Annotated in this window: 23 protein-coding genes; 13 read left to right on the top strand and 10 right to left on the bottom strand. The window is 71.2% G+C overall.

Annotated elements, in window-relative coordinates:
* Nucleotides 1-4: 4 nt before the first annotated feature.
* Nucleotides 5-514, bottom strand: a complete 510-nt coding sequence (locus ACIQCZ_RS09700; RefSeq protein ID WP_402281045.1) for a signal peptidase II — start codon at nt 512-514, stop codon at nt 5-7.
* A 128-nt stretch (nt 515-642) separates the two neighbouring features.
* Here ACIQCZ_RS09700 and ACIQCZ_RS09695 point away from each other — a divergent pair, with 128 nt between their 5' ends.
* Nucleotides 643-1233 carry a GNAT family N-acetyltransferase gene (locus ACIQCZ_RS09695; RefSeq protein WP_402281043.1) on the top strand — a complete coding sequence of 197 codons (591 nt, stop codon included), beginning with the start codon at nt 643-645 and terminating at the stop codon, nt 1231-1233.
* 173 nt (nt 1234-1406) lie between these two features.
* Here ACIQCZ_RS09695 and ACIQCZ_RS09690 read toward each other — a convergent pair whose 3' ends face one another.
* On the bottom strand, nt 1407-2051 hold the full coding sequence (locus tag ACIQCZ_RS09690) for a dihydrofolate reductase family protein (protein ID WP_402281041.1): 645 nt from the start codon (nt 2049-2051) through the stop codon (nt 1407-1409).
* Nucleotides 2052-2161: 110 nt separating this feature from the next.
* A complete protein-coding gene (locus ACIQCZ_RS09685) occupies nt 2162-2818 on the bottom strand; it encodes a pirin family protein (RefSeq protein ID WP_402281040.1) in 657 nt (218 codons plus the stop codon).
* 149 nt (nt 2819-2967) lie between these two features.
* Between ACIQCZ_RS09685 and ACIQCZ_RS09680 the strand changes: the two genes are divergently transcribed.
* The 5 genes from ACIQCZ_RS09680 (at nt 2968) to fabF (ending at nt 7869) form a co-directional block, all read left to right on the top strand.
* Nucleotides 2968-4167: a helix-turn-helix domain-containing protein gene (locus tag ACIQCZ_RS09680; protein ID WP_351075729.1), complete on the top strand. Its 1200-nt coding sequence runs from the start codon at nt 2968-2970 to the stop codon at nt 4165-4167.
* A gap of 89 nt (nt 4168-4256) precedes the next feature.
* Nucleotides 4257-5171: an ACP S-malonyltransferase gene (locus tag ACIQCZ_RS09675; protein ID WP_402281039.1), complete on the top strand. Its 915-nt coding sequence runs from the start codon at nt 4257-4259 to the stop codon at nt 5169-5171.
* A 13-nt stretch (nt 5172-5184) separates the two neighbouring features.
* A complete protein-coding gene (locus tag ACIQCZ_RS09670) occupies nt 5185-6216 on the top strand; it encodes a ketoacyl-ACP synthase III (RefSeq protein ID WP_402281037.1) in 1032 nt (343 codons plus the stop codon).
* A 65-nt stretch (nt 6217-6281) separates the two neighbouring features.
* Nucleotides 6282-6530, top strand: coding sequence for an acyl carrier protein (locus ACIQCZ_RS09665; RefSeq protein WP_351075721.1), 249 nt, complete (start codon nt 6282-6284; stop codon nt 6528-6530).
* A gap of 76 nt (nt 6531-6606) precedes the next feature.
* Nucleotides 6607-7869: a beta-ketoacyl-ACP synthase II gene (gene fabF, locus ACIQCZ_RS09660; protein WP_402281036.1), complete on the top strand. Its 1263-nt coding sequence runs from the start codon at nt 6607-6609 to the stop codon at nt 7867-7869.
* A 139-nt stretch (nt 7870-8008) separates the two neighbouring features.
* On the opposite strand, the gene ACIQCZ_RS09655 is transcribed toward fabF, so the two are convergent.
* Nucleotides 8009-8503 (bottom strand): DUF3145 domain-containing protein, encoded by a 495-nt coding sequence (locus ACIQCZ_RS09655; protein ID WP_402281034.1) that lies wholly within the window; start codon nt 8501-8503, stop codon nt 8009-8011.
* Between the two features lie 351 nt (nt 8504-8854).
* Here ACIQCZ_RS09655 and ACIQCZ_RS09650 point away from each other — a divergent pair, with 351 nt between their 5' ends.
* The gene (locus ACIQCZ_RS09650) at nt 8855-9775 is read left to right on the top strand and encodes an SGNH/GDSL hydrolase family protein (RefSeq protein WP_402281033.1); all 921 of its coding nucleotides are present in this window, start codon (nt 8855-8857) and stop codon (nt 9773-9775) included.
* A gap of 11 nt (nt 9776-9786) precedes the next feature.
* Nucleotides 9787-10785 (top strand): aldose epimerase family protein, encoded by a 999-nt coding sequence (locus ACIQCZ_RS09645; protein ID WP_402281031.1) that lies wholly within the window; start codon nt 9787-9789, stop codon nt 10783-10785.
* 65 nt (nt 10786-10850) lie between these two features.
* Here the strand turns inward: ACIQCZ_RS09645 and ACIQCZ_RS09640 are convergent, their stop codons facing one another.
* The gene (locus ACIQCZ_RS09640) at nt 10851-13322 is read right to left on the bottom strand and encodes a glycoside hydrolase family 3 protein (protein WP_402281030.1); all 2472 of its coding nucleotides are present in this window, start codon (nt 13320-13322) and stop codon (nt 10851-10853) included.
* Between the two features lie 153 nt (nt 13323-13475).
* Between ACIQCZ_RS09640 and ACIQCZ_RS09635 the strand changes: the two genes are divergently transcribed.
* Nucleotides 13476-14072: a TetR/AcrR family transcriptional regulator gene (locus ACIQCZ_RS09635; protein WP_402281028.1), complete on the top strand. Its 597-nt coding sequence runs from the start codon at nt 13476-13478 to the stop codon at nt 14070-14072.
* A gap of 119 nt (nt 14073-14191) precedes the next feature.
* Complete coding sequence (locus ACIQCZ_RS09630; RefSeq protein WP_402281026.1) at nt 14192-16144, top strand: flavin monoamine oxidase family protein; 1953 nt, start codon at nt 14192-14194, stop codon at nt 16142-16144.
* A 21-nt stretch (nt 16145-16165) separates the two neighbouring features.
* Here the strand turns inward: ACIQCZ_RS09630 and ACIQCZ_RS09625 are convergent, their stop codons facing one another.
* The 4 genes from ACIQCZ_RS09625 to ACIQCZ_RS09610 form a co-directional block, all read right to left on the bottom strand.
* Entirely contained in the window at nt 16166-16774 is a 609-nt protein-coding gene (locus ACIQCZ_RS09625; RefSeq protein ID WP_402281025.1) for a LysE family transporter, read from the bottom strand.
* 214 nt (nt 16775-16988) lie between these two features.
* Nucleotides 16989-17783, bottom strand: a complete 795-nt coding sequence (locus ACIQCZ_RS09620; protein WP_402281023.1) for an EI24 domain-containing protein — start codon at nt 17781-17783, stop codon at nt 16989-16991.
* Nucleotides 17784-17889: 106 nt separating this feature from the next.
* Complete coding sequence (locus ACIQCZ_RS09615) at nt 17890-18318, bottom strand: organic hydroperoxide resistance protein (RefSeq protein ID WP_402281021.1); 429 nt, start codon at nt 18316-18318, stop codon at nt 17890-17892.
* Between the two features lie 90 nt (nt 18319-18408).
* Nucleotides 18409-19428 (bottom strand): NADP-dependent oxidoreductase, encoded by a 1020-nt coding sequence (locus ACIQCZ_RS09610; RefSeq protein WP_402281019.1) that lies wholly within the window; start codon nt 19426-19428, stop codon nt 18409-18411.
* A gap of 150 nt (nt 19429-19578) precedes the next feature.
* Here ACIQCZ_RS09610 and ACIQCZ_RS09605 point away from each other — a divergent pair, with 150 nt between their 5' ends.
* Nucleotides 19579-20022 (top strand): MarR family winged helix-turn-helix transcriptional regulator, encoded by a 444-nt coding sequence (locus ACIQCZ_RS09605; RefSeq protein WP_402281017.1) that lies wholly within the window; start codon nt 19579-19581, stop codon nt 20020-20022.
* Nucleotides 20023-20170: 148 nt separating this feature from the next.
* Here the strand turns inward: ACIQCZ_RS09605 and ACIQCZ_RS09600 are convergent, their stop codons facing one another.
* Nucleotides 20171-20971: a hypothetical protein gene (locus ACIQCZ_RS09600; RefSeq protein ID WP_402281015.1), complete on the bottom strand. Its 801-nt coding sequence runs from the start codon at nt 20969-20971 to the stop codon at nt 20171-20173.
* A gap of 78 nt (nt 20972-21049) precedes the next feature.
* Between ACIQCZ_RS09600 and ACIQCZ_RS09595 the strand changes: the two genes are divergently transcribed.
* Nucleotides 21050-21616 carry a hypothetical protein gene (locus ACIQCZ_RS09595; RefSeq protein WP_402281013.1) on the top strand — a complete coding sequence of 189 codons (567 nt, stop codon included), beginning with the start codon at nt 21050-21052 and terminating at the stop codon, nt 21614-21616.
* 147 nt (nt 21617-21763) lie between these two features.
* Complete coding sequence (locus tag ACIQCZ_RS09590; RefSeq protein ID WP_402281011.1) at nt 21764-22801, top strand: rod shape-determining protein; 1038 nt, start codon at nt 21764-21766, stop codon at nt 22799-22801.
* The last annotated feature ends 17 nt before the right edge of the window (nt 22802-22818 follow it).

Below are 22818 nucleotides of genomic sequence, written 5' to 3'. Positions count from 1 at the left end.
GTGATCAGGCGGATTCTTCGCTCGGCACCTTGGCGAGCTCCACACCACGCAGGCTGAGCAGCACCACCGCGACGCACCCGCAGGCGAGCGCGATGTCGGCGACGTTACCCACGAACGGGCCGTAGTCGATGAAGTCCACAACATGCCCGCGGGCCACCCCGGGCTCGCGGAAGAGTCGGTCGCCCAGGTGGGACACCGCACCGCCGAGCAGCGCGCCCAGCACGAGCGCCCAGCCCGCGGAGGCCAGTCGGCGTGCGGTGTAGAGGATGCCGACCACTGCCGCTGCCGCCGCCAAGGTGAACACCCATGTCGCCCCCGTGCCGATGGAGAACGCGGCGCCAGGGTTGTACAGCAGTCGGAAGTGGATCAGAGGGGGGATCACGGCGACGCGCTCGCTGTCGGACAGCGCGGAGACCGCCCACATCTTGGTGAGCTGGTCCACGAGCAGGACCACCGCCGCCAGCATGAGCATCATGCCGTACAGCCGGCCTGAACCCCGCTCCAACCGCATCATCAGGGCCTCCGTGCTTAGCGATGTCCGAACCAGGATTCCCTGAGCCTATCGGCCCCTCCCGAGTCGTCTTCCAGCATTCCCGGACGAAGCCCCGTCGGACTGTCCGGGAACCGCTACTCTCCTCGGCCATGGCCGACACAGTCCGCGCTACCGCCTCCGACGTTCCGACGCTCGCCTCCGTACTCGCCAGTGCCTACGCCGAGGACCCCGTCTGGTCCTGGCTGATGCCGCACGACCGGGACCGGCGGCTGCGGCTGCTGTTCACCGCGCATCTGGCGCAGCAGGTCCCGGCGGGCCGGGTGTGGACCGATCCGGACCGCACGGTGGCGGCGGTGTGGGCGGAACCCGGGAAGTGGAAGCTGCCGGTGGGCTATCTGCTGCGCAACGCGGGCACGCTCCTGCGGGCGGGGCGGGCCCAACTGCCCCGGACCGCAATGCGGTTGCTCGCGCTGGAGCACCGCCACCCGGCCGAGCCCGCGCACTGGTACGTCGAGTACATCGGCACCCACGCGGACGCGCGCGGCACAGGGCGCGGATCGCAGGTGCTGGGCGGGCTGCTGGAGCAGGCGGACGCGGACGGGCGGCCGGTGTTCCTGGAGTCGAGCAACCGCCGCAACCTGACCTTCTACCAACGGCACGGCTTCACCGTGCGGGAGGAGATGTCGTTCCGGGCCGGGCCGCCGATGTGGTCGATGTGGCGCCGGGAAACGGACCGGTAGCGCCTCGCCGACGCGCGGGCCCGCCGCCCGCGGCTGTGCGGTGGTTGCGGACGGGACACCAGGACGAGCGCGGCCGACCCGTCCCGGTGTCCCGCCCGCAACCACGCGGTCATTCGGCGTCTTTCACCGGAACGCCCTCGCGGGTCGCTCCGGCATTCCCGAACGGGCTCTCGTCACTTCCGCCAGAACAGGTGGTGCGTCACGCCGCTCGGGCTGGGCACCACGTCCAGGTGGTACCGGTCGAGCAGCTCGTCGGGGGACTCCCAGAGCCGTACTCCGGATCCGAGCTTCACCGGCGAGACCGCCACGTGCAGGGTGTCGACGAGGCCGGCGTCGAGGAACTGCCGGATGGTGGTGACTCCGCCGCCGAGTCGGACGTCCTTGCCCTGTGCCGCTTCCCGCGCCTGCTCAAGGACCGTGGCCGGATCCCCGTCGACGAAGTGGAACGTGGTGTCGGACAGTGTGTACGAAGGACGTGTGTGGTGGGTCATGACGAACACCGGGGTGCGGAACGGGGGCTCGTCGCCCCACCAGCCGCGCCACTCGTGGTCGTTCCAGGGCCCGCGCTGGGGCCCGAACTTGTTGCGGCCCATGATCTCGGCGCCGATGTTGCGCGCGTAGTCCCGCGTGAAGTAGTCGTCGAGGCCCCGGCTCCCCCCGGGGTCGGTGCGCATCGGCCAGCTCGCCGTGGCACCGGCCCAGGAGAACAGCCTCTCCGGATCGGGAAGGCCGAACGGGCTCTCGAAGCTCTGGTCCTCACCGGCCCCGATTCCGTCACTGGAGACATTGAAATTCTGGACTCTCAGTAGCTGGGTCACGCGTTCCTCCTGCGTCGTCGGTAACAGTGATCAGACTCTTCGGGCCGGCAGAACTCATCGCCGCGCCGCGACCGATCCGAATGCGGGCTGCCCGAGGTCCCGACAGGCTCTCAGGCCGACAGTTCCCAGATCAGCACCTCGGCCGCGTCGGCCGCCACCAGCTCCAGGCCCTGTTCCCCCGTGATCCGCGCCGCGTCGCCCGGTCCCAGCTCCTCGTCGCCGATCCCCACACGCCCGGCCACCACGTGGACATACGCCCGCGGCGCGTCCGGCACCGCCGTGCGTTCCCCCGCGGCCGGTCTGCGTACATGCAGCATCGCACCGGCCGCCGGGAGGGCGTACGGGGTGGAGTCGGCGATGCCGGGAACGATCGTGTACGCGGGCTCACCGCCCGGTTCGAGCGGGGCCAGCCACATCTGAAGGAACGTCAGCGGACCGTCGCCGTCGTTGCGCTCGACGTGACGGACGCCCGCGGCGGCGCTGAGGTGCTGGAGGTCCCCGGCCCGTACGACCGTGGCGTGACCGGTGGAATCGCGGTGGGTCAGCTCGCCCTCGACGACCCAGGTGACGATCTCCGTGTGGCTGTGCGGGTGTTCGTCGAAGCCCGCGCCGGGGGCGAGCCGCTCCTCGTTGCAGGCAAGCATCGCGCCGAAGCGGAGGTTGTCCGGATCGTAGAAGCCGCCGAAGGAGAAGGCGTGCAGGGACTCGATGCCGGCGGCCTCGTCCCCGCCCGTGAAACGGTCGTCGGAGCGCTGAACGGATATCACCCGACCACGGTAGCCCGGCGCGGGCCGCCCGGGACCGCCCCCCGCGGGCCCGCGCGCCCCTCCTCGGGCCCCCGTCCGCTACCCGGCAGTACGACCCGCGACAGCCCCGGCTCTCCGTGCACGTGGTCCGATGAGGCAGTCTTGTGTTCGTGCCCCGACCCGATCCTGAGCAGCCCGCTGCGAACGACGCCCACCTGCATGCCGCGACCCTGAAACGGCTGGAGCAGTCCTCCGGCCGCCTGGCCGCCAACGCGATCGCCCGCATGGACGAGACGCTGCCGTGGTACCGGGCGATGCCGCCGGAGAACCGTTCCTGGATCGGCCTGGTGGCCCAGGCCGGGATCGCGGCGTTCACCGAGTGGTTCCGGCATCCGGAGACCCCGCAGGCCATCTCCACCGATGTGTTCGGCACGGCTCCGCGCGAGCTGACCCGGGCGATCACGCTGCGGCAGACCGTCGAGATGGTGCGTACGACGATCGAGGTCATGGAGGCCGCGATCGAGGAGGTCGCCGCGCCCGGTGACGAGTCGGTGCTGCGAGAGGCGCTGCTGGTCTACGCGCGGGAGATCGCCTTCGCGACCGCCCAGGTGTACGCGCAGGCCGCCGAGGCCCGCGGCGCCTGGGACGCCCGGCTGGAATCGCTGGTCGTGAACGCGGTGCTGTCCGGCGAGGCCGACGAAGGTGCCGTGTCGCGTGCCGCGGCGCTCGGCTGGAACTCCCCCGAACACGTCTGCGTGGTGCTCGGTACGGCCCCGGACGGCGACAGCGAACTGACCGTGGAGGCGATCCGCCGGGCCGCCCGGCACGCGAAGCTCCAGGTCCTGACCGGGGTGCTCGGCAACCGACTGGTCGTCATCGCGGGCGGCAGCGACAACCCGCTGCACGTCGCGAAGGCGCTGATCGGCCCGTACGCGGCGGGCCCCGTCGTCGCCGGGCCCGTGGTGCCCGACCTGCTGGCGGCCACCCGGTCCGCGCAGGCCGCCGCCGCCGGGCTGAAGGCGTGCGGTGCCTGGCAGGACGCCCCGCGGCCGGTGCTGGCCGACGATCTGCTGCCGGAGCGCGCGATGGCGGGAGATCCCGCCGCACGGGACCAATTGGTGGAGGAGATCTACAGACCGCTGGAAGAAGCGGGTTCCGCGCTCCTGGAAACACTGAGTGTGTATCTGGAACAGGCGAGCAGCCTGGAAGGCGCGGCGAGGATGCTCTTCGTCCACCCCAACACCGTGCGCTACCGGCTCCGACGTGTGACAGACGTCACCGGATGGTCACCCTCCGATGTCCGCTCGGCGTTCACTCTGCGAATCGCCCTGATTCTGGGGCGCCTGGCCGCCAGGGATCCGCAGTCCTAAACTTTTGTCGGACATCAACAATTCCCCATACGGTTCTTCGTCCCTGTCCCCACGGGCGTTCCGGACCGTTCACAAGAGAGAGTGTGAGGGTGCTCGTACTCGTCGCTCCCGGCCAAGGCGCTCAGACGCCCGGCTTCCTGACTCCCTGGCTCGACCTTCCCGGTGCCACCGACCGCATCGCGGCCTGGTCCGACGCCATCGGGCTCGACCTCGCCCGCTACGGCACCAAGGCCGACGCGGAGGAGATCCGTGACACCGCGGTGGCGCAGCCGCTGCTGGTCGCCGCCGGTCTGCTGTCCGCCGCCGCACTCAACGCATCGCCTGACATCGTCGCAGGTCACAGCGTTGGTGAGATCACCGCAGCCGCCCTCGCCGGAGTCATCGGCGACGAGGCCGCGCTGCGTCTCGTCCGTACCCGTGGGCTCGCCATGGCCGACGCCGCCGCCGTCACCGAGACCGGCATGGCCGCGTTGCTGGGCGGCGACCCCGAGGTGACGGTCCCTCATCTGGAGAAGCTCGGGCTGACTCCGGCGAACGTCAACGGGGGCGGCCAGATCGTCGCCGCCGGTACCGCCGCGCAGATCGCCGCACTGACCGAGGACATGCCCGAGGGCGTGCGTCGCGTGGTGCCCCTCAAGGTCGCCGGTGCCTTCCACACGCACCACATGGCACCCGCCGTCGACCGGCTGCGCGAGGCCGCGATGGCGCTGAAGATCGCCGACCCGACCGTGACGTACGTCTCGAACGCCGACGGGAAGGCCATCGCCATCGGCGACGAGGTCATCTCGCGGCTGGTCGGCCAGGTGGCCAACCCGGTCCGCTGGGACCTGTGCATGGAGACGTTCAAGGAAATGGGCGTCACGGCTCTCATCGAGGCGTGCCCCGGTGGCACCCTCACGGGTCTCGCCAAGCGCGCGCTGCCCGGTGTGCAGACGCTCGCGCTGAAGACCCCCGACGACCTCGACGCCGCCCGCGCGCTCGTCATCGAGCACGCGGGCGCCTAAGGAGCCCGAGAGCATGTCGAAGATCAAGCCCAGCAAGGGCGCCCCGTACGCACGCATCATGGGTGTCGGCGGCTACCGTCCGACCCGGGTCGTGCCCAACGAGGTGATCCTCGAAACGATCGACTCGTCCGACGAGTGGATCCGCTCGCGCTCCGGCATCGCCACCCGCCACTGGGCGAACGACGAGGAGACCGTCGCCGCGATGTCGATCGAGGCGTCCGGCAAGGCCATCGCCGACGCCGGAATAAGCCCCGACCGGATCGGCGCCGTGGTCGTCTCCACCGTCTCGCACTTCGCGCAGACGCCCGCCATCGCCACCGAGATCGCCGACAAGCTGGGCACCGACAAGGCCGCCGCGTTCGACATCTCGGCCGGCTGCGCCGGCTTCGGGTACGGACTGACCCTCGCCAAGGGCATGATCGTCGAGGGCTCGGCGGAGTACGTCCTGGTCATCGGCGTGGAACGGCTGTCGGACCTGACCGACCTGGAGGACCGGACGACGGCCTTCCTGTTCGGTGACGGCGCCGGTGCCGTCGTGGTCGGCCCGTCCGAGGAGCCCGCGATCGGCCCGACCGTGTGGGGTTCCGAGGGCGACAAGGCCGCCACGATCAAGCAGACCGTGTCCTGGGACAAGTTCCGCAGCGGCGACGTGTCGCAGCTGCCGCTCGACTCCCGGGGCAACGTCAAGTTCCCGGCCATCACGCAGGAGGGCCAGGCGGTCTTCCGCTGGGCCGTCTTCGAGATGGCGAAGGTCGCCCAGCAGGCGCTGGACGCGGCCGGGATCGCCCCGGAAGACCTGGACGTCTTCATTCCGCACCAGGCCAACATGCGGATCATCGACTCGATGGTGAAGACCCTGAAGCTGCCGGAGAGCGTCACGGTCGCCCGTGACGTGGAGACCACCGGCAACACCTCCGCCGCCTCGATTCCGCTCGCCATGGAGCGGCTCCTGGCGACCGGTCAGGCGAAGAGCGGCGACACCGCGCTCGTCATCGGCTTCGGGGCGGGTCTCGTCTACGCCGCGACGGTCGTTACCCTCCCCTAGGCACACCAGGCCTTTTTCGGCCCGGACGCCAGAACCCAGCAGATAAACATCGAAGGAGCGCCAACATGGCCGCCACTCAGGAAGAGATCGTCAAGGGTCTCGCCGAGATCGTCAACGAGATCGCCGGCATCCCGGTCGAGGACGTCCAGCTGGACAAGTCCTTCACCGACGACCTGGACGTCGACTCGCTGTCCATGGTCGAGGTCGTCGTCGCCGCCGAGGAGCGTTTCGACGTCAAGATCCCCGACGAGGACGTCAAGAACCTCAAGACGGTCGGCGACGCCGCCGAGTACATCCTCAAGCACCAGGCCTGATCAGGCCGGCTCTGTGTCGCCACCCGGCGGTGGCGCCGCTGATTCACGACCCTCTACACGTGGAGAAGATTTTCCAGTGAACTCGACCAATCGCACCGTGGTCGTCACCGGTATCGGCGCAACCACTCCGCTGGGTGGCGACTCGGCGTCGACCTGGGAAGGTCTGATGGCCGGTCGTTCCGGCGTCAAGCCTCTTGAGGGCGAACGTTTCGCCGAGTTGCCCGTCAAGATCGCCGCGCTCGCGGCGGTCGACCCGGGCGACGTCCTGCCCCGTCCGCTCGCCCGCAAGCTGGACCGCTCGGCGCAGTTCGCGCTGATCGCGGCCCGCGAGGCCTGGGCGGACGCCGGTTTCACCGGCAAGGCCGGTGAGGACGACGCGGTCCGGCCCGAGCGGCTGGGCTCGGTCATCGCCTCCGGTATCGGTGGCGTGATCACCCTGCTCGACCAGTACGACGTGCTCAAGGAGAAGGGCGTACGCCGCGTCTCCCCGCACACCGTGCCCATGCTCATGCCCAACGGCCCGGCCGCCAACGTCGGCCTGGAGGTCAACGCCCAGGCCGGTGTGCACACTCCGGTCTCCGCCTGCGCCTCGGGCGCCGAGGCGATCGGATACGCCGTCGAGATGATCCGCACCGGCCGCGCCGATGTGGTCCTCGCCGGTGGCACCGAGGCGGCGATCCACCCGCTGCCGATCGCCGCGTTCGCCAACATGATGGCGATGTCCAAGAACAACGACGAGCCCGAGAAGGCCTCCCGTCCGTACGACACCGGCCGTGACGGCTTCGTGCTCGGCGAGGGTGCCGGCGTCGTCGTGCTGGAGTCCGCGGAGCACGCCGCCGCGCGTGGTGCCAGGGTCTACTGCGAGGTGCTGGGCCAGGGGCTGTCCGCCGACGCCCACCACATCGCGCAGCCCGAGCCGACGGGTCGCGGTATCGCCGCCGCGCTGCAGAACCTGCTGGACCAGACGGACCTCAAGCCGTCCGAGGTCGTGCACCTGAACGCGCACGCCACCTCGACGCCGCAGGGCGACGTCGCGGAGCTGAAGGCGCTGCGCAAGGTTCTGGGCGACGACCTCGACCATGTCGCGATCTCCGCGACGAAGTCGATGACCGGTCATCTCCTCGGTGGCGCCGGCGGCATCGAGACCGTCGCGACGGTCCTGGCGCTGCACCACCGGATGGCTCCGCCGACGATCAACGTGGAACACCTCGACGAGGAGGTGGAGGCGGACATCGTGCGCGACACGCCTCGGCCGCTGCCGGAGGGGCCGATCGCCGCGATCAACAACTCGTTCGGGTTCGGCGGGCACAACGTCGTCCTGGCGTTCCGCAGCGTCTGACCTGCGGTCCGCGCCCCGGTACACCGAAACCCGTCTCTCCAGCCGGAGAGGCGGGTTTCGTCCGTTGCACGGGCGGCTTCGGGGGCTCCGCCCCCGGACCCCCGCTCCTCGCTCGCCGGAGGGGCTGGATTCCGCGCCCTCACACCACCTGGTGGAGCCACCGCACGGGTGCGCCCTCGCCCGCGTGACGGAAGGGCTCCAGTTCGTCGTCCCACGGCTTGCCGAGCAGCTTGGCGATCTCGGCCTCCAGGTCGGTCTCGCCCTGGACGGAGCGCGCCAGCGCGGCCCGCAGCCGGTCCTCGGGCACCAGGATGTCGCCGTGCATGCCGGTGACGGCGTGAAAGATGCCCAGTTCGGGCGTGGAGCTGTAGCGCTCGCCCTCCGTGGTGGGGCTCGGCTCCGCCGTCACCTCGAAGCGCAGCAGATCCCAGCCGCGCAGCGCGGAGGCCAGTTTCGACGCCGTGCCGGGGCGGGCCTGCCACGAGAACTCGGACCGCCAGGTGCCGGGCGCGGCCGGCTGTCTGATCCAGTCGAGCTGGACGCGCACACCGAGGACGCCCGCCACCGCCCATTCGACATGGGGGCAGAGCGCGCGCGGTGCGGAGTGAACGTACAGAACTCCACGTGTCGTCACCGGGACCTCCAGTGTGGGACGAAGTTCGCCTTCCCCAGCGGCCTCGCGCCCGTACCGTCGCTTCTCGGCCGGCTCCCGAGGTTGTCATCAGTAAACAGCATCGGGGTGAATCTCCTGAAAAGGGGCAGTACGTGACGTGGTGTGATTTACAGAAAGCCACCCGAGTGGAGCCGGGCGAGGGTATGCGCCGCTGGTTCGACGAGGAAAAGCTACCGCGCGGCGGCGGTCGAGGTGTGACGTACGGTCGGTCCTGGGCACTTCATTCGCTGAGCTTTCACCCTGCGGGGCACCCGGGTCGTACACCTGGTGCCGCAAAGGATTGCCGGGGGCATAAACGAGGGGAACCAAGGGATGCAGGATCGTTCCGCCCGTCACCGTTCGCGCATCGCGACCGCTGTCCTGGCGGCGGTGGTCTCGCTGCTCGGCGTCGCCGTACTGACCGGCTGCGACGCCGACCGGGACGGGACGACGAAGGGGTCGGCCTCCGGGCAGCGGCACCCGTCCGCGAGGCCCGGTCCGGTCTGGGACCGCAGTCCGGGGTCGGTGGCCGCCGTCGGCGACTCCATCACCCGCGGCTTCGACGCCTGTTCGGTGCTGGCCGACTGCCCGGAGGTGTCCTGGGCGACCGGCACGGACAGCGAGGTGCGCAGTCTCGCCGTGCGGCTGCTCGGTGAGTCGGGGGCCGCCGCACGCAGCTGGAACCACGCCGCGACGGGGGCAAGGATCGCTCAGCTGCCGGAGCAGATGGCGCTGGCCGCGAAGGAGAGGCCGGATCTGGTGACGGTGATGATCGGCGCCAATGACGCCTGCCGGGACTCGGCACGGATCATGACGCCGGTGGCGGATTTCCGGTCGTCCTTCGAGGCGGCGATGCGTCAGTTGCGCGCCGGGGCACCGAAGGCGCAGGTGTACGTGTCGAGCGTGCCCGATCTCATGCGGCTCTGGCAGACGGGGCGCGGCAACGCGCTGGGCAAGCAGATCTGGAAGCTGGGGATCTGTCAGTCGATGCTGGGCGACGCGGACGACATGGGCGCGCAGGCGGTGGCCCGGCGCGCCTCGGTGCAGGAGCGGGTCGTGGCGTACAACGGGGTGCTGCGGGACGTCTGTGCGAAGGATCTGCGTTGCCGTTACGACGGCGGTGAGGTCTACGACTACCGGTTCACCGGCAAGCAGCTCAGCCAGTGGGACTGGTTCCATCCGGGGCGCAACGGACAGGCGCGGCTGGCGGAGATCGCCTACCGCAATGTCACCGCGGCCCGGCCGCCCGCGTAGGCTCCGTGATCATGGACACGGGTTCGAGCACAGTGCTGCGTACGGAAGAGTTCGGCACCCTCGCGGACGGTGCCGTCGTGCACCGCTGGACGCTGGAGCGGGACGGCACACGCGTGCGCGTCCTGACGTACGGCGGCATCGTGCAGTCGGTCGAGGTGCCGGGCCGGGACGGGGCGCGGGCGGATGTCGCGCTCGGGCTGCCGGACCTCGCCGGGTACGAGACGTTCTCCGGCCCCTACTTCGGGGCGCTGGTCGGCCGGTACGCGAACCGGATCGGCGGTGCCTGTTTCGAGCTGGACGGGCACACGCACCGGTTGACGCGGAACGAGGGGCGCAACCATGTGCACGGCGGGGCCAGGGGCTTCGACAAGCGCGTGTGGCGGGCGCGTGGGGTGGCCGACGGCGTCGAGCTGTCCCTGGTCTCCGAGGACGGCGAGGAGGGCTTCCCGGGGCGTCTGTCGGTGTCGGCGACGTACACCCTGGACGAGGGCGGGGCGCTGCGGATCGCGTACCGGGCGACGACCAACGCCCCGACGGTGCTGAACCTGACGAATCACACGTACTGGAATCTCGCGGGCGCCGACAGCGGCAGCGCGCTCGGGCAGGTGCTGCGGATCGCGGCCGGGCAGATCACTCCGGCGGACGCCGAGTCGCTGCCGACGGGCGAGTTCCTGCCGGTGGACGGGACCCGGTTCGACTTCCGTGAGCCGAAGCCGGTGGCGGCGGGCTACGACCACAACTTCGTGCTGGACGGGACCGGGGCGGGGCCCGCGGCCGAGCTGTACGACGCGGCGTCGGGGCGGGTCCTGACCGTCACCACGACGGAACCGGGCATGCAGCTGTACACGGCGGACCACCTCGACGGCCGGCCGTTCGGCCCGTGCGCCGGGATCGCGCTGGAGACCCAGCACTTCCCGGACTCCCCGAACCGGCCCGGGTTCCCGAGCACGGTGCTGCGGCCGGGCGAGGAGTACGTCTCGACGACGGTGTACGGATTCGCGGTGCGCTGAGCGGGGAAGGGCCCCGCAGCGGCCTCGGATGCCGCTGCGGGGCCCTTCCGTTCCTCCGTGGCCCGCTACTCCTTGACCTCCACGGCCGCGGTCAGACGTACGTCACCGAGCGAGCGGGCCGCCTGCACCTCGTACGTGCCGGGGACGAGAGTCCAGTCGTACGCCGTCTCGTCCCAGATCTCGTACGCGCGCCGCTCCAGTGCGATCACCGCTTCGGCGCTCTCGCCGGGCGCCGCCTCGACCCGCGCGAAACCGGCCAGCCAGCGGACCGGGCGTTCGGCGGTGTCGTCCCGGGGGGCCAGGTAGAGCTGGACGGTCTCGGCGCCCGGCCGGGGACCGGTGTTGCGGAGGCGGACGGTGGCGGAGTCGGGGCCGGCCGTCAGGCTCTCGTACTCCCAGGTGGTGTAGCCGAGTCCGTGGCCGAAGGGGTACGCGGGCGCGGTGCCTGCCTTCTCCCAGGCCCGGTAGCCGACGAAGACGCCCTCCTCGTAGCGGAGTTCGCCGTCGGTGGGCGTGGTGTTCGAGACCGGGACGTCGGCGAGCGCGACCGGCCAGGTGGTGGGGAGGCGGCCGCCGGGCTCCTCGGCGCCGAGCAGGACGTCGGCCAGCGCGTGGCCGGCCTCCTGGCCGGGGAACCAGCTGAGCAGGACCGCGGAGACCTCCTCGCGCCACGGAAGCTCCACCGGGGAACCGGAGTTCACGATCACGACGGTGTTCGGGTTGACGGCGGCGACGGCCCTGACCAGGTCGTCCTGGTGGCCGGGGAGCCGGAGGTCGGTGCGGTCGAAGCCTTCCGACTCCACGCGTTCGGTCGTGCCGACGACGACGATCGCGGTGTCCGCGCCACGCGCCGCCTCGACCGCCTCGGCAATCAGTTCGCCGGGGTCGCGGCGCGGCCCGAGGTGGCACAAGGCGAACGAGACGCCGGAGATCGGCGCGTCCTCGCCCAGGGTGTCGGGGATCTGCCGCAGCGACACCTCGACGGGTTCGCCCGCGGCGAGGGTGATCCGGCCGCGCTCCAGGGGGTTGCCGAAGAACGCCTCGCCGGGGTCGGTGGAGCCGGTGACCCGGTGGATCCCGTCGTACAGGGTCTCGCCCGCGACGGTGAGGGTGAGCGCTCCGGTGCCGCGGGTGCCGAAGACGTGCTCGCCGTCGTCGCGCGGGACGAAGGTGCCGGTGATCTCGACGCTGTGCAGCGTCTCGGGGCTCACGCCCGCGGGGAAGTCGGTGCCGGTCCACTGGAGGGTGCCGCCACGCAGCGGGGCCGAGCCGATGACGGTGCCGGAGGCGTCGTGGCAGACGGCCCTCAGCTCGAAGCCCTGCTCGGCGGGGGCGAGTTCGTTGTTCGGGTCGGCGCCGACCCGGTAGTCGAGCACGCCCTCGGGGAGGGCGGCGGTGAGGCCGTCCAGCGGCGAGACGATGTGGTGCGGGAAGACCTGGGCGGAGCCGCCGCCGAGGACCCGGGCGTCCCGGGCGAGCGCCCCGCTGAGCCCGACCTTGCGCACGGCGGCCGGGTCGACGGGGAGCGCGGCGCGTTCGTTGCGCACGAGGACGAAGGAGCGGCGGGCGATCTCGCGGGCCAGCGCGTCGCCGTCGACGGTCGCGGGGTGCGCCGCCTCGTCGACGACGGGCGGGGCGCCGTCCAGGACGCCGACGCGGGCGGCGAGCCGCAGCACGTTCCGCACGGCCCCGTCGACGACGGACTCCTCGACCTCACCGGCGCGCACGGCGTCGGCGAGCGCCTTGCCGTAGACGGTCTTCGGGCCCGGCATGGCGACGTCGAGGCCGCCGTTCGCGGCGGCGACGGTGGAGCGGGCGGCCAGCCAGTCGGAGACGATGTAGCCGTCGAAGCCCCATTCGCCGCGCAGCACCGCGTTCTGCAGATAGCGGTGCTCGGTCATGGTGGAGCCGTTGACCCGGTTGTAGGCGGCCATGATGCCCCAGGGGTGGGCGTTCTTGACGATGCGTTCGAACGGGGCGAGGTAGATCTCGCGCAGGGTCCGCGGGGCGACGAGGTTGTCGACGGTGAAGCGTTCGGTCTCGGCGTCGTTGGCGACGAAGTGCTTGACGGTGGTGCCGACACCGCCGTCCTGCACACCGCGCACATAGCCGGTGCCGATCTCGCCGGTGAGGTACGGGTCCTCGCTGTACGTCTCGAAGTGGCGCCCGCCGAGCGGGGAACGGTGGAGGTTCACGGTCGGGGCGAGGAGGACGTGCACTCCCTTGCGGCGGGCCTCCTGGGCCAGCAGCCGGCCGGCCCGGCGGGCCAGGTCCGGGTCCCAGGTCGCGGCGAGCGCGGTGGGCGAGGGCAGCGCCACGGAGGGGTCGTCGGCGTTCCAGGCGACCCCGCGGACGCCGATCGGCCCGTCGGACATCACCAGGGAGCGCAGTCCGACGGCGGGCAGCGCGGGCAGCGACCACATGTCCTGCCCGGCCAGCAGCCGCGTCTTGTCGTCGAGCCCGAGCGCGGACAGCGCCGCTTCGACCGCGGCGTCGCGGGCCGCATCGGGGTGGGTGGGGGTGGACGCGCCTGCCACGGCCGTACCTCCTCGTCGGTGTCCTGCACTGAATGTCTCCATAGTGACCGCATGACCGGTAAAGCAGTAGGCTTCGTTATCAGTCTGTGATTTATCGGGATGGCGTACGGTCCTCGGTGCGGGACCGATGGAGCACCGAAAGGGGCCGGGGCGATGGCGCGGGCCAGAAGCGCGGAGCGGCGGGCGGAGATTCTCCGCGCCGCTCTCGAAGTGATCGCCGAGCGCGGCTACCGGGGCGCCTCGCTGAGCGCCGTCGCCGAGCGGGTCGGCCTCAGCCAGCAGGGCCTCCTGCACTACTTCCCGACCAAGGAGGCGCTGCTCGTCGCCGTGCTGGAGCAGCGCGACCAGTGGGACACCGGCGGCGGGACCCGGAGCGACGGCAGATGGCGGACCGATCTGCTGGCCTCGCTCGTCGAGTACAACGCGATGCGCCCCGGCATCGTCCAGACGTTCTCGGCGCTGCTCGGCGAGAGTGTGACGGAGGGTCACCCCGCGCGGGAGTTCTTCACCCACCGCTACACCCAGGTCCGGGCGAGCATGGCGACGACGCTGCGCGCGGAGTACGGCGAGCGGCTGCCGGGCGGCCTGACGCCGGAGCGCGCGGCGCCGCTGCTGGTGGCGGTGATGGACGGGCTTCAGTACCAGTGGCTGCTGGACCCGGACTCGGTGGACATGTCCGCGGCGTTCCAGGATTTCCTGACGCTGCTGGGCTCTCCGCAACCGCACGATCCGGAGAACCCCCCAGCATGACACGGCCTGCGACGATTCCGGTACGGCAGGATCGATGAACGTCACCTCCGGGTGATTTCCGGGTGATCTACGCGCGTCCGGGCACAAGGCGCCGTCCGGGGCGCCCCAGGGTGGGGCGCATGACTTCCCAGACCGCCGGACCTTCCTCCGGCCCGCCCTCCCGACGCACCGTGCTCACGGGCGCCGCCGCCGGTGCCGCCGCCCTTGCCTCGACCGCCGTCGGCACCGCAAGTGCCGCCGCCCCCGCTGCCCTTGACGGCGCCGCATCCGGCACCGCGCTCGCCCCGGCGGCCGCCGGATCGGACTGGGCGGCCTGCCTGACCATCGCCCGCGCCATCCTCGTACGCGACGAGCAGGACCAGCCGCTGGTCCCCCACTACCGCGACATCCTGCTGTCCAAGGGCCTGCCGCGCAGCCGCAATGCCCCCAAGAAGGTGCTGGTCGTCGGCGCGGGCCCGGCCGGGCTCACCGCCGCCCATCTGCTCCGCAGCGCCGGGCACACCGTCACCGTGATCGAGGCCAACGGCAACCGCGTCGGCGGCCGGATCAAGACCTTCCGCAAGGGCGGCCACGAGAACGCGAAGGCGCCGTTCGCGGACCCGCATCAGTACGCCGAGGCCGGCGCCATGCGGATCCCCGACAGCCACCCGCTGGTCACCGGACTCATCGACGCCTTCGACCTGAAGCGCCGCCGCTTCTACCTGGTCGATGTCGACGCCGAAGGCCGGCCCGTCAACCGCACCTGGATCCACGTCAACGGCGTCCGGATGCGCAAGGCCGACTACGCGGCGAAGCCGCAGGCGGTCAACCGCTCGTTCGGCGTCCCCGCGGAGTTCGAGAACAAGACCGCCGCGACGATCGTGCGCGAGGCCTTCGCACCCGTGCGCAAGGAATTCGAGGGCAAGGAGGGCAGCGAGCTCGTCAAGGGCTGGGCGCGGGTGATCCAGCGGTACGGACACTGGTCGATGTACCGCTTCCTGACCGAGGCCGCCAAACTCGACGAGCGGACGATCGACCTCATCGGCACGGTCGAGAACCTGACCTCCCGGCTCCATCTCGCCTTTGTGCACAGCTTCATCGGTGCCTCGCTGATCAGCCCGGACACCGCGTTCTTCGAACTGCCGGGCGGCACGGCCACGCTCGCCGACGCGATGTACGAGCGGGTCAAGGACATCGTGCGGCTGGACCGCCGGGCCACCAGGATCAGCCACGGCGCGGGCGGCGTCCGGGTCGAGACGGTGTCCGAGGGCCGCGACGGCAAGCCGCTCGTGCGCGAGACGTTCACCGGCGACCGGGCGATCATCACCGTGCCGTTCTCCGGACTGCGCCACATCCCGGTCGCTCCTGCGCTCTCGTACGGCAAGCGGCGCGCGATCACCGAGATCCACTACGACGCGGCGACCAAGGTGCTGCTCGAATTCAGCCGCCGCTGGTGGGAGTTCGAGGAGAAGGACTGGAGGACCGAGCTGGAGAGGATCAGGCCCGGCCTGTACGACGCCTACCGTCGGGGCAAGGCACCGGCCGACGGCTCACTGCTGGGCGCCCACCCCTCCGTACCCCCCGGGCACCTCCCGCCCAACCAGCGCGTGCACTACGCGGCGTACCGCGCCGACGCCCGCAACCAGCCCGAGGCGGCACACGTCATCGGCGGCGGATCGGTCACCGACAACCCCAACCGCTTCATGTTCCAGCCGTCCCACCCGGTCGAGAAGAGCGCGGGCGGCGTGGTCCTCGCCTCCTACAGCTGGGCCGACGACGCGTTGAAGTGGGACTCGCTGGACGACGACGAGCGCTATCCGCACGCCCTGGGCGGGGTGCAGGACGTGTACGGGCAGCGCGTCGAGGTCTTCTACACCGGCGTCGGCGCCACCCAGTCGTGGATGCGCGATCCGTACGCGTACGGCGAGGCGTCGGTCCTGCTGCCGGGCCAGCACACCGAGCTGTTCGCCGACGTGCGGTCGGTCGAGGGGCCGCTGCACTTCGCGGGCTGCCACACCTCGGTCAAACCGGCCTGGATCGAAGGGGCGTTGGAGTCCGCGGTCCGGTCCGCGCTGGAGGTGCACACCAGCTGACCCCGGTCGGGCGGGCGTCGCTCAGCGGGCCAGGCCCAGGGTGACGCCCAGTCCGACGAGCACCGTTCCGATGACCCGGTTGAGGGCCTTCTGCCACCGCAGCATCGCGGTACGCAGCCGCGCGTTCGAGAAGAACAGCGCGACCAGGCCGAACCAGCCGAGATGGGCGACGGACATGAACAACCCGTAACCTGCCTGCTCCCACAGGCCGGTCGTGGGCCCGACGACCTGGGTGAAGGTCGACACGACGAAGAGCGTGGTCTTGGGATTCAGTGCGTTGGTGAGGAAACCGGTGCGCAGGGCCGCGAGCCGGGTCAGCCGCGGCTTCGAGTCCAGGTCGATTCCGAGATCGTCGCGGGCGAGGAAGGTCCGTACCCCGATATGGACGAGATAGGCCGCGCCGACCAGCTTGATCGCGGTGAACAGGGCGGTCGACGAGGCGATCAGCAGCCCGACGCCGAGCATCGTGTACGTGACGTGGACGAGCACACCCGCGGCGACTCCGACGGCACCCAGCAGTCCCGTCGTACGGCCGTACAGGCAGCTGTTGCGGACGACCATCGCGAAGTCCGCGCCCGGACTGATGACAGCGAGGACGGTGATGACGGCGACGGCGACGATCTCGGTCATGGGGACGGATCCCTTCAGGGCCTGTCGGGTGGCCTCGGACCGGATGGCGGGCGTGGTCCGGTGCGTGCGGTTCCGAGGCGGAGGAGGGGATCGGATGGGGTCTCGCCTGCTCGAACGCGGCTGAGAGCTGGAAGGAGCGTCGGCGACCGACGACGACGCGGGAAGCGTGCGTGCCAGGGCGTGGCCGCCCGGTCGGAGACCACCCGACAGGCTCTCAGCCCTTGTCGAGGGTGTACGGGGCGGGGGCCGCGCCCTCGTCGGGCGCCACCGGGTCCCGCGCGACCAGGTCCCGGGCCAGCAGCGTGGCCCCGGCGACGGCGCCCGGCATCAGGAAGACGGCCACGAACGGGACCAGGAAGGCGAGCCCCAGCGGTACGCCGAAGCCGAGGGTCAGCAGGCGGCGGCCGCGCAGCAGGCGGAGGCGGTCCTTCAGGACCATGCCGCGGCGCTGGAGCGCGACGGCGGTGAGCTCCTCGGAGAGGAAGTAGCCCGTGACGCAGAAGCCGATCACGGGGACGACGGTCTGGCCGACGACCGGTATGAACCCGAGGGCGAAGAGCAGCACCGAGTACAGCCCCACCCGTACCAGGATGCGGATGCTGTCGCGGGCGGAGATCCACAGCTCGCGCCAGAGCGGCAGCCCGGACTCGGGGACCTCGCCGCCCTCCGTACGGTCGACCTGCTCGGACAGCGACTCGTAGAAGGGCTGGCCGACCAGCAGCGTCACCGCGGTGAACGTGATCACCGCGAGAAAGAGCCCGAGGGCGAAGACCAGCACGGTCAGGGTGGTGCGGAGCAGACCGGCCCAGGGCGAGGACCAGTCGTCGGCGAAGGGCGTCGCCCAGGCCACCAGATCGTCGGCGCCGTAGCCGAGGCCGACGAGCGCCGCCACGTACAGCACGAGGGTGATGAGGCCGGGCAGCAGCCCGAAGCCGAACCAGCGGCCGTGCCGGCCCACCCAGCGCTGTCCGCTTATCAAGTAGCCGAAGCCCGCCCCTAGATCACGCATGGCGTCAGCGTACTGGGGGCCGGGGGCCGCTCCCGTATCGGTGCGGCCTGTGCACGGCCGAGGGCCGCACCCCGGCGGGGTGCGGCCCTCGGCCGGCGGTGAGCGGTCAGACGACCGACAGCTCGACCTTGATGTTGCCGCGCGTGGCGTTCGAGTACGGGCACACCTGGTGGGCCTTCTCGACGAGCGACTGCGCGGTGGCGGCGTCGACGTTCGGGATGGTGGCGCTGATCGCGACCTCCAGGCCGAAACCGCCCTCGGCGGTCTTGCCGATGGAGACCGCGGCGGTCACCGTGGAGCCGGAGATGTCGGCCTTCTCCTGACGGGCCACGACCCCGAGGGCGCCCTGGAAGCAGGCGCTGTAACCGGCCGCGAAGAGCTGCTCCGGGTTGGTGCCGGCGCCGCTGCCGCCCATGGCCTTGGGCGGGTTGACGATGACATCGAGGTTGCCGTCGTCGGACGAGACGCGGCCGTCACGGCCGTTCTCGGCGGTGGCGACGGCGGTGTAGGCAACGGTGATGTCCTGAAGAGCCATATCGAAAATATCCTTCTGCTGTGCGCCGCGACTCGCGCCCACGATCGCGACGGCCTGTGGATGAGCCTAACGCCTGCGCCGAAGCGGCTGTCAGGCGAGGGAAACGATCATCTTCCCGGTGTTCTCGCCGCGCAGCAGACCGAGGAAGGCGTCGAAGCCGTTCTCGATGCCCTCGACGAAGGTCTCGCGGTACTTCAGCTCGCCCGAGGCCAGCCAGCCGGCGACCTCCTGGACGAACTGCGACTGGAGCGCGGCGTGATCGGCGACGAGCATGCCCTGGATGCGCAGCCGCTTGCCGATGACCAGGGCGAGGTTGCGCGGGCCGGGGGTCGGCTCGGTGGCGTTGTACTGGGCGATCATTCCGCAGACGGTGACGCGGCCGTGCACATGGAGCGAGGAGATCGCCGCTTCGAGGTGCTCGCCACCGACATTGTCGAAGTAGACGTCGATGCCGTCGGGGGCGGCTGCGCGCAGCTGCTCGGCGACCGGGCCGTTCTTGTAGTTGAAGGCCGCGTCGAAGCCGTACTCCTCCACAAGGAGCTTGACCTTCTCGTCGGAACCGGCCGAGCCGATGACCCGCGAGGCGCCCTTGAGCTTCGCCATCTGGCCGACCTGGCTGCCGACCGCACCGGCCGCGCCGGAGACGAAGACGGCGTCGCCCTCCTTGAACGAGGCGACCTCGAACAGCCCCGCGTAGGCGGTGAGTCCGGTCATGCCGAGCACGCCGAGATAGGCGGAGAGCGGGGCGAGCGACGGATCGACCTTCACGGCGCGCGCGGCCGGGACCTCCGCGTACTCGCGCCAGCCGAGGCCGTGCAGGACGTGGTCGCCGACCGCGATGCCCTCCGCGTTCGAGGCGATGACCTCGCCGACCGCGCCGCCGTCCATGGGGCGGTCGAGCTCGAAGGGCGGGGTGTACGACTTCACGTCGTTCATCCTTCCCCTCATGTAGGGGTCGACCGAGAAGTGCAGATTGCGAACCAGGACGCGCCCCTCGCCGGGAGCGGTGACCGGGGCCTCACGCAGCGCGAAGTCCTCGGCCTTCGGCCAGCCGTGGGGGCGGGCGACCAGATGCCATTCACGGCCGGACGTGGGAAGTGCTGCAGACATGGGCTCAGGGTCTCCTCAATGCCTCACGGGGTGGGGGGAGGCTTCGCCGGCCTGCCGGGGCCGACCGGGAAACCAATAATGCTTCATGATGTGAAACAACCATGCTCCTCAATATTTCATATTGTCAAGTAACTGGTTATCCTGGATGTCATGGCCACTCCCCGGACAGACCCTCTGACCCTCGAAGTCGTCGAACTCATCGGCACCGTCGTGGCGCGCTACTACGAGGAGTACGACGAGGCCGCCGCGGCCCATTCGCTCACCGGCGCGCAGGCGCGCGTCCTGGGGCTGCTCTCCCTGGAGCCGATGCCCATGCGCAGGATCGCCAAGAAGCTGAAGTGCGAGCCGTCGAACGTCACCGGGATCGTCGACCGGCTGGAGTCGCGCGGACTGGTCGAGCGCAGGCCGGATCCGGCCGACCGGCGGGTGAAGCTGGCCGCCCCGACGGAGAAGGGTGCCCGCACGGCGCAGCAGCTGCGCGATTCGCTCACCTTCGCCCGGGAGCCCCTGGCCGAACTGTCGGACGAGGACCGGACCGTGCTGCGGGACCTGCTGCGGCGGATGCTGGGCGAGCCGGGCCCGTCCGGCGGCTGAGGCCCGTTCGGCAACTGAGGCCCGCTCGGCGGCTGAGGACAATGGCGCGGCCTCGGGCCACGCGACCGGACGGACCACTGCGGACCACTACGGACCGCTATAGATCACCGTGGACCACTACGGACCACTGCGGACCGCTATGGACCGCTCACGAACAGAAGAAGAGGAACCAGCACGTCTCGGACCGGGTCGGTGCCGGGGTGGGGCTGGGGCTGGGCGACGTCGCAGGTGCCGGCCGGGTCGGGCCGTCGTCGGGCCGTGCGGTGTCCGACGGGTCGGCGAGCGTTTCCTCGTCGGTGCCGGGGTCGGGGTCGGGCGACGGATCGTCCGTGGCACCCGGGGGCGCGGCGGAGGCCGGGCCGGGCTCGGCGCCGGAGCCCTCGGGGCGGGCGTCGCCGGTCGCCGTGCCCGCGCCCGTGGCGTCGGCGGGATGTGAATCGGTGACCGGGAGCACGGAGGGACCGTCGACCGGGCCGGGCCGCTCGGGCGCGTCGCTCGCCGAAGGGTCCGGGGCCGGTTCGGACGTGACCTCGGTCGATTCGCGTACGTAGTCCGAGGCGCGGTCGTCGCCGTTCGGCTCGATGGCCAGCTGGGCCAGGCTCAGCACCCCGGCGGCGAGCACCACGCCGAGGACGGCGAACAGGGCCGTCCGGCCGCGGCGGCGGTGCGCGCGCCGGCCGCGCCCCTCCCGGGCGGCGGGCTCCTCTCCCCCGCCCCGTCGGTCCGCCCCGCGGGATCCGCGGGTGGCGCGCGCGGGCCGGTCGGCACCGTGCTCCCGACGACGCCGGCCGCCGGGACGGGGCGGTGCGGGCGTCTCGTGCACCGCGTCCGGCTCGCGTGCGGAGAACGCGGGCGTGACGTACGGGCTCAGCGCCTCGACGGGGGTTCCGCATCCGGCACAGGCCAGGGCACCGTTGAGATGCCGCTGACACGGGTGGCAATAATCCATGGCGCCCGCAGATTAGATGCCAAAAGGACAACCAAGAAAGCCGCTCGTGTGAGGGTTCTGTGTGGAAGTGTTGATTCCGTGACCGCGAACCCGCCTTTCGGCCCTCGTGAGTTCCAGCTCGTCCTGCTGCGACGGATGGCCGACCACCAACCGGATCTCGTCGCCGACGCCCGGCAGGAGCTGAGCGCCTCGCTCGCCGAGATGCGCGAGGCCAACCGCCGCTGGCAGGCCATGGTGCGGGCGCCCCGCGGACGGGGCGCCCTGCGCCGCTACCGTTCGGTGCTCGGCGAGCCCGCATCGTCCACGCACCGCACGATCGGCGATCTGGAGTGCGACGCGCTGCTGTGGCCGGTGCCCCTCTGGCCGGATCTCTGCTTCGAGGTGATGGTCGCGCCGGGCGGGGCCGTATGGAACGAATGGCTGGTCCGGACGCCGGGGAGGGCGGGTCCCGAGCTGCGCTCGGTCGAGGATCTGCGTCCCTGGTCGGCCACGGTGGACGAGGTCGCACGGGCCTTCGCACCGGCCCGCCCGATGGAGGGCAGCGCGCCGACCCGGTGGGCACTCGCGATCACCGCGCCCGGAACGGGTGAATGCCATGTCGCGGAATTCACCTGGGGGCTGTTCCAGCGACTGCTGCCCGGCTGACCTCCGTGTACGCCGCTCCGCTGTCACCCCGTCAGCCCCGTCCCTCCTACGGCTCACCCCGACGCGCGCGATGACTCCGAACGGCGCACGATGCCAGGAGAGCCGGCTGCCGCCGGTACCTCATCCGCGCTCCCGGGAGAACCCGCCGTGACCGTCAGCCTTGAGCAATTGCGCCGTTGCCATGTCGCCGTCGACCTCGGGGCCGCCCGGACCCGTGTGTACGTCAAGGGGCCCGGACTCGTCGTCGACGAACCGAGCGCCGCCGCCGTGAACACCCGTACCGGCTCCCTCATCGCCGTCGGTGAACTCGCCGAACAGATGACGGGCCGCACCCCCGACTACATCCGGGTGGTCCGGCCGGTGACCGGCGGAACGGTCATCGACATCGAGATGGCCCAGCGCATGCTGCGCCAGCTGCTCGGCGAGAAGCTCCGCCGCCAGCTGCGCCGCAAGCCCCGGCTGCGGGCCGCCGCCTGCACCCCGCACGACAGCGATCCGCTCGCCCAGCGGGCCACCGTCGAGACCCTGGTGGGGCTCGGCGCCCGGCGGGTCGAGCTGGTCGACACGCTGATCGCGGCGGCCGTCGGCTGCGGGCTCCCCGTCGAGCAGCCGACCGCCTCCATGATCATGGTGTGCGGGGCGGCGACCACCCAGATCGCCGTGCTCTCCCTCGGCTCGATCGTGACCGCCGTACGCATCCCGATCGGCGGCGACGCCATCGACCACGCGGTGATCCAGCATCTGCGCCAGCACCACGAGCTGATGCTGCCGAGCCAGTCCGTACGCCCGCTGCAACTGGCGCTCAGCGGCAGCGGTCTGACCGCGCGCGGTCCCGCCACGACCGAGATCCACGGCCGTGACGTGGCGACCGGTTTGGCCCGCTCGGTGCACGTCGACACCGCGGCCTTGCGCCAGGCCATCCATGCCCCGCTGACCGCGGTGCTCGACGGTCTCGGCAAGATCCTGCGGGACTGCCCGCCCGACCTGGTCGCCGACATCGCCGACTGCGGAATCATGATGGTCGGCGGCAGCGCGCTGCTGCCCGGTCTCGATCACATGCTGCGGGAGGCCACGGGTGTGCCCGTACAGATCGCGGAGCGGCCCGACGTGTGCTCCGTGCTGGGACTCGGCGCGATGCTGGACGGTCAGATCCAGCCGCTGGTCCTCGACCCGCTCGCCTGCTGAACACCTCGGGGGGTGCG

The organism is Streptomyces sp. NPDC093149, assembly GCF_044754145.1.
In the GTDB taxonomy this organism is placed as follows: Bacteria; Actinomycetota; Actinomycetes; order Streptomycetales; family Streptomycetaceae; genus Streptomyces.
Note: the sequence above shows the minus strand (reverse complement) of the source record. Positions and strands in the feature narration are given on the sequence as shown.

What these genes read in the sequence shown, in the direction of transcription:
- ACIQCZ_RS09615 (WP_402281021.1), bottom strand. Translation starts at nt 18,318, where the DNA reads ATGGCTCTTCAGGACATCACCGTTGCCTACACCGCCGTCGCCACCGCC.
- ACIQCZ_RS09695 (WP_402281043.1), top strand. Translation starts at nt 643, where the DNA reads ATGGCCGACACAGTCCGCGCTACCGCCTCCGACGTTCCGACGCTCGCC.
- ACIQCZ_RS09700 (WP_402281045.1), bottom strand. Translation starts at nt 514, where the DNA reads ATGATGCGGTTGGAGCGGGGTTCAGGCCGGCTGTACGGCATGATGCTC.
- ACIQCZ_RS09620 (WP_402281023.1), bottom strand. Translation starts at nt 17,783, where the DNA reads ATGCGTGATCTAGGGGCGGGCTTCGGCTACTTGATAAGCGGACAGCGC.
- ACIQCZ_RS09670 (WP_402281037.1), top strand. Translation starts at nt 5,185, where the DNA reads ATGTCGAAGATCAAGCCCAGCAAGGGCGCCCCGTACGCACGCATCATG.
- ACIQCZ_RS09665 (WP_351075721.1), top strand. Translation starts at nt 6,282, where the DNA reads ATGGCCGCCACTCAGGAAGAGATCGTCAAGGGTCTCGCCGAGATCGTC.
- ACIQCZ_RS09600 (WP_402281015.1), bottom strand. Translation starts at nt 20,971, where the DNA reads ATGGATTATTGCCACCCGTGTCAGCGGCATCTCAACGGTGCCCTGGCC.
- ACIQCZ_RS09650 (WP_402281033.1), top strand. Translation starts at nt 8,855, where the DNA reads ATGCAGGATCGTTCCGCCCGTCACCGTTCGCGCATCGCGACCGCTGTC.
- ACIQCZ_RS09645 (WP_402281031.1), top strand. Translation starts at nt 9,787, where the DNA reads ATGGACACGGGTTCGAGCACAGTGCTGCGTACGGAAGAGTTCGGCACC.
- ACIQCZ_RS09605 (WP_402281017.1), top strand. Translation starts at nt 19,579, where the DNA reads ATGGCCACTCCCCGGACAGACCCTCTGACCCTCGAAGTCGTCGAACTC.
- ACIQCZ_RS09610 (WP_402281019.1), bottom strand. Translation starts at nt 19,428, where the DNA reads ATGTCTGCAGCACTTCCCACGTCCGGCCGTGAATGGCATCTGGTCGCC.
- ACIQCZ_RS09635 (WP_402281028.1), top strand. Translation starts at nt 13,476, where the DNA reads ATGGCGCGGGCCAGAAGCGCGGAGCGGCGGGCGGAGATTCTCCGCGCC.
- ACIQCZ_RS09625 (WP_402281025.1), bottom strand. Translation starts at nt 16,774, where the DNA reads ATGACCGAGATCGTCGCCGTCGCCGTCATCACCGTCCTCGCTGTCATC.
- ACIQCZ_RS09630 (WP_402281026.1), top strand. Translation starts at nt 14,192, where the DNA reads ATGACTTCCCAGACCGCCGGACCTTCCTCCGGCCCGCCCTCCCGACGC.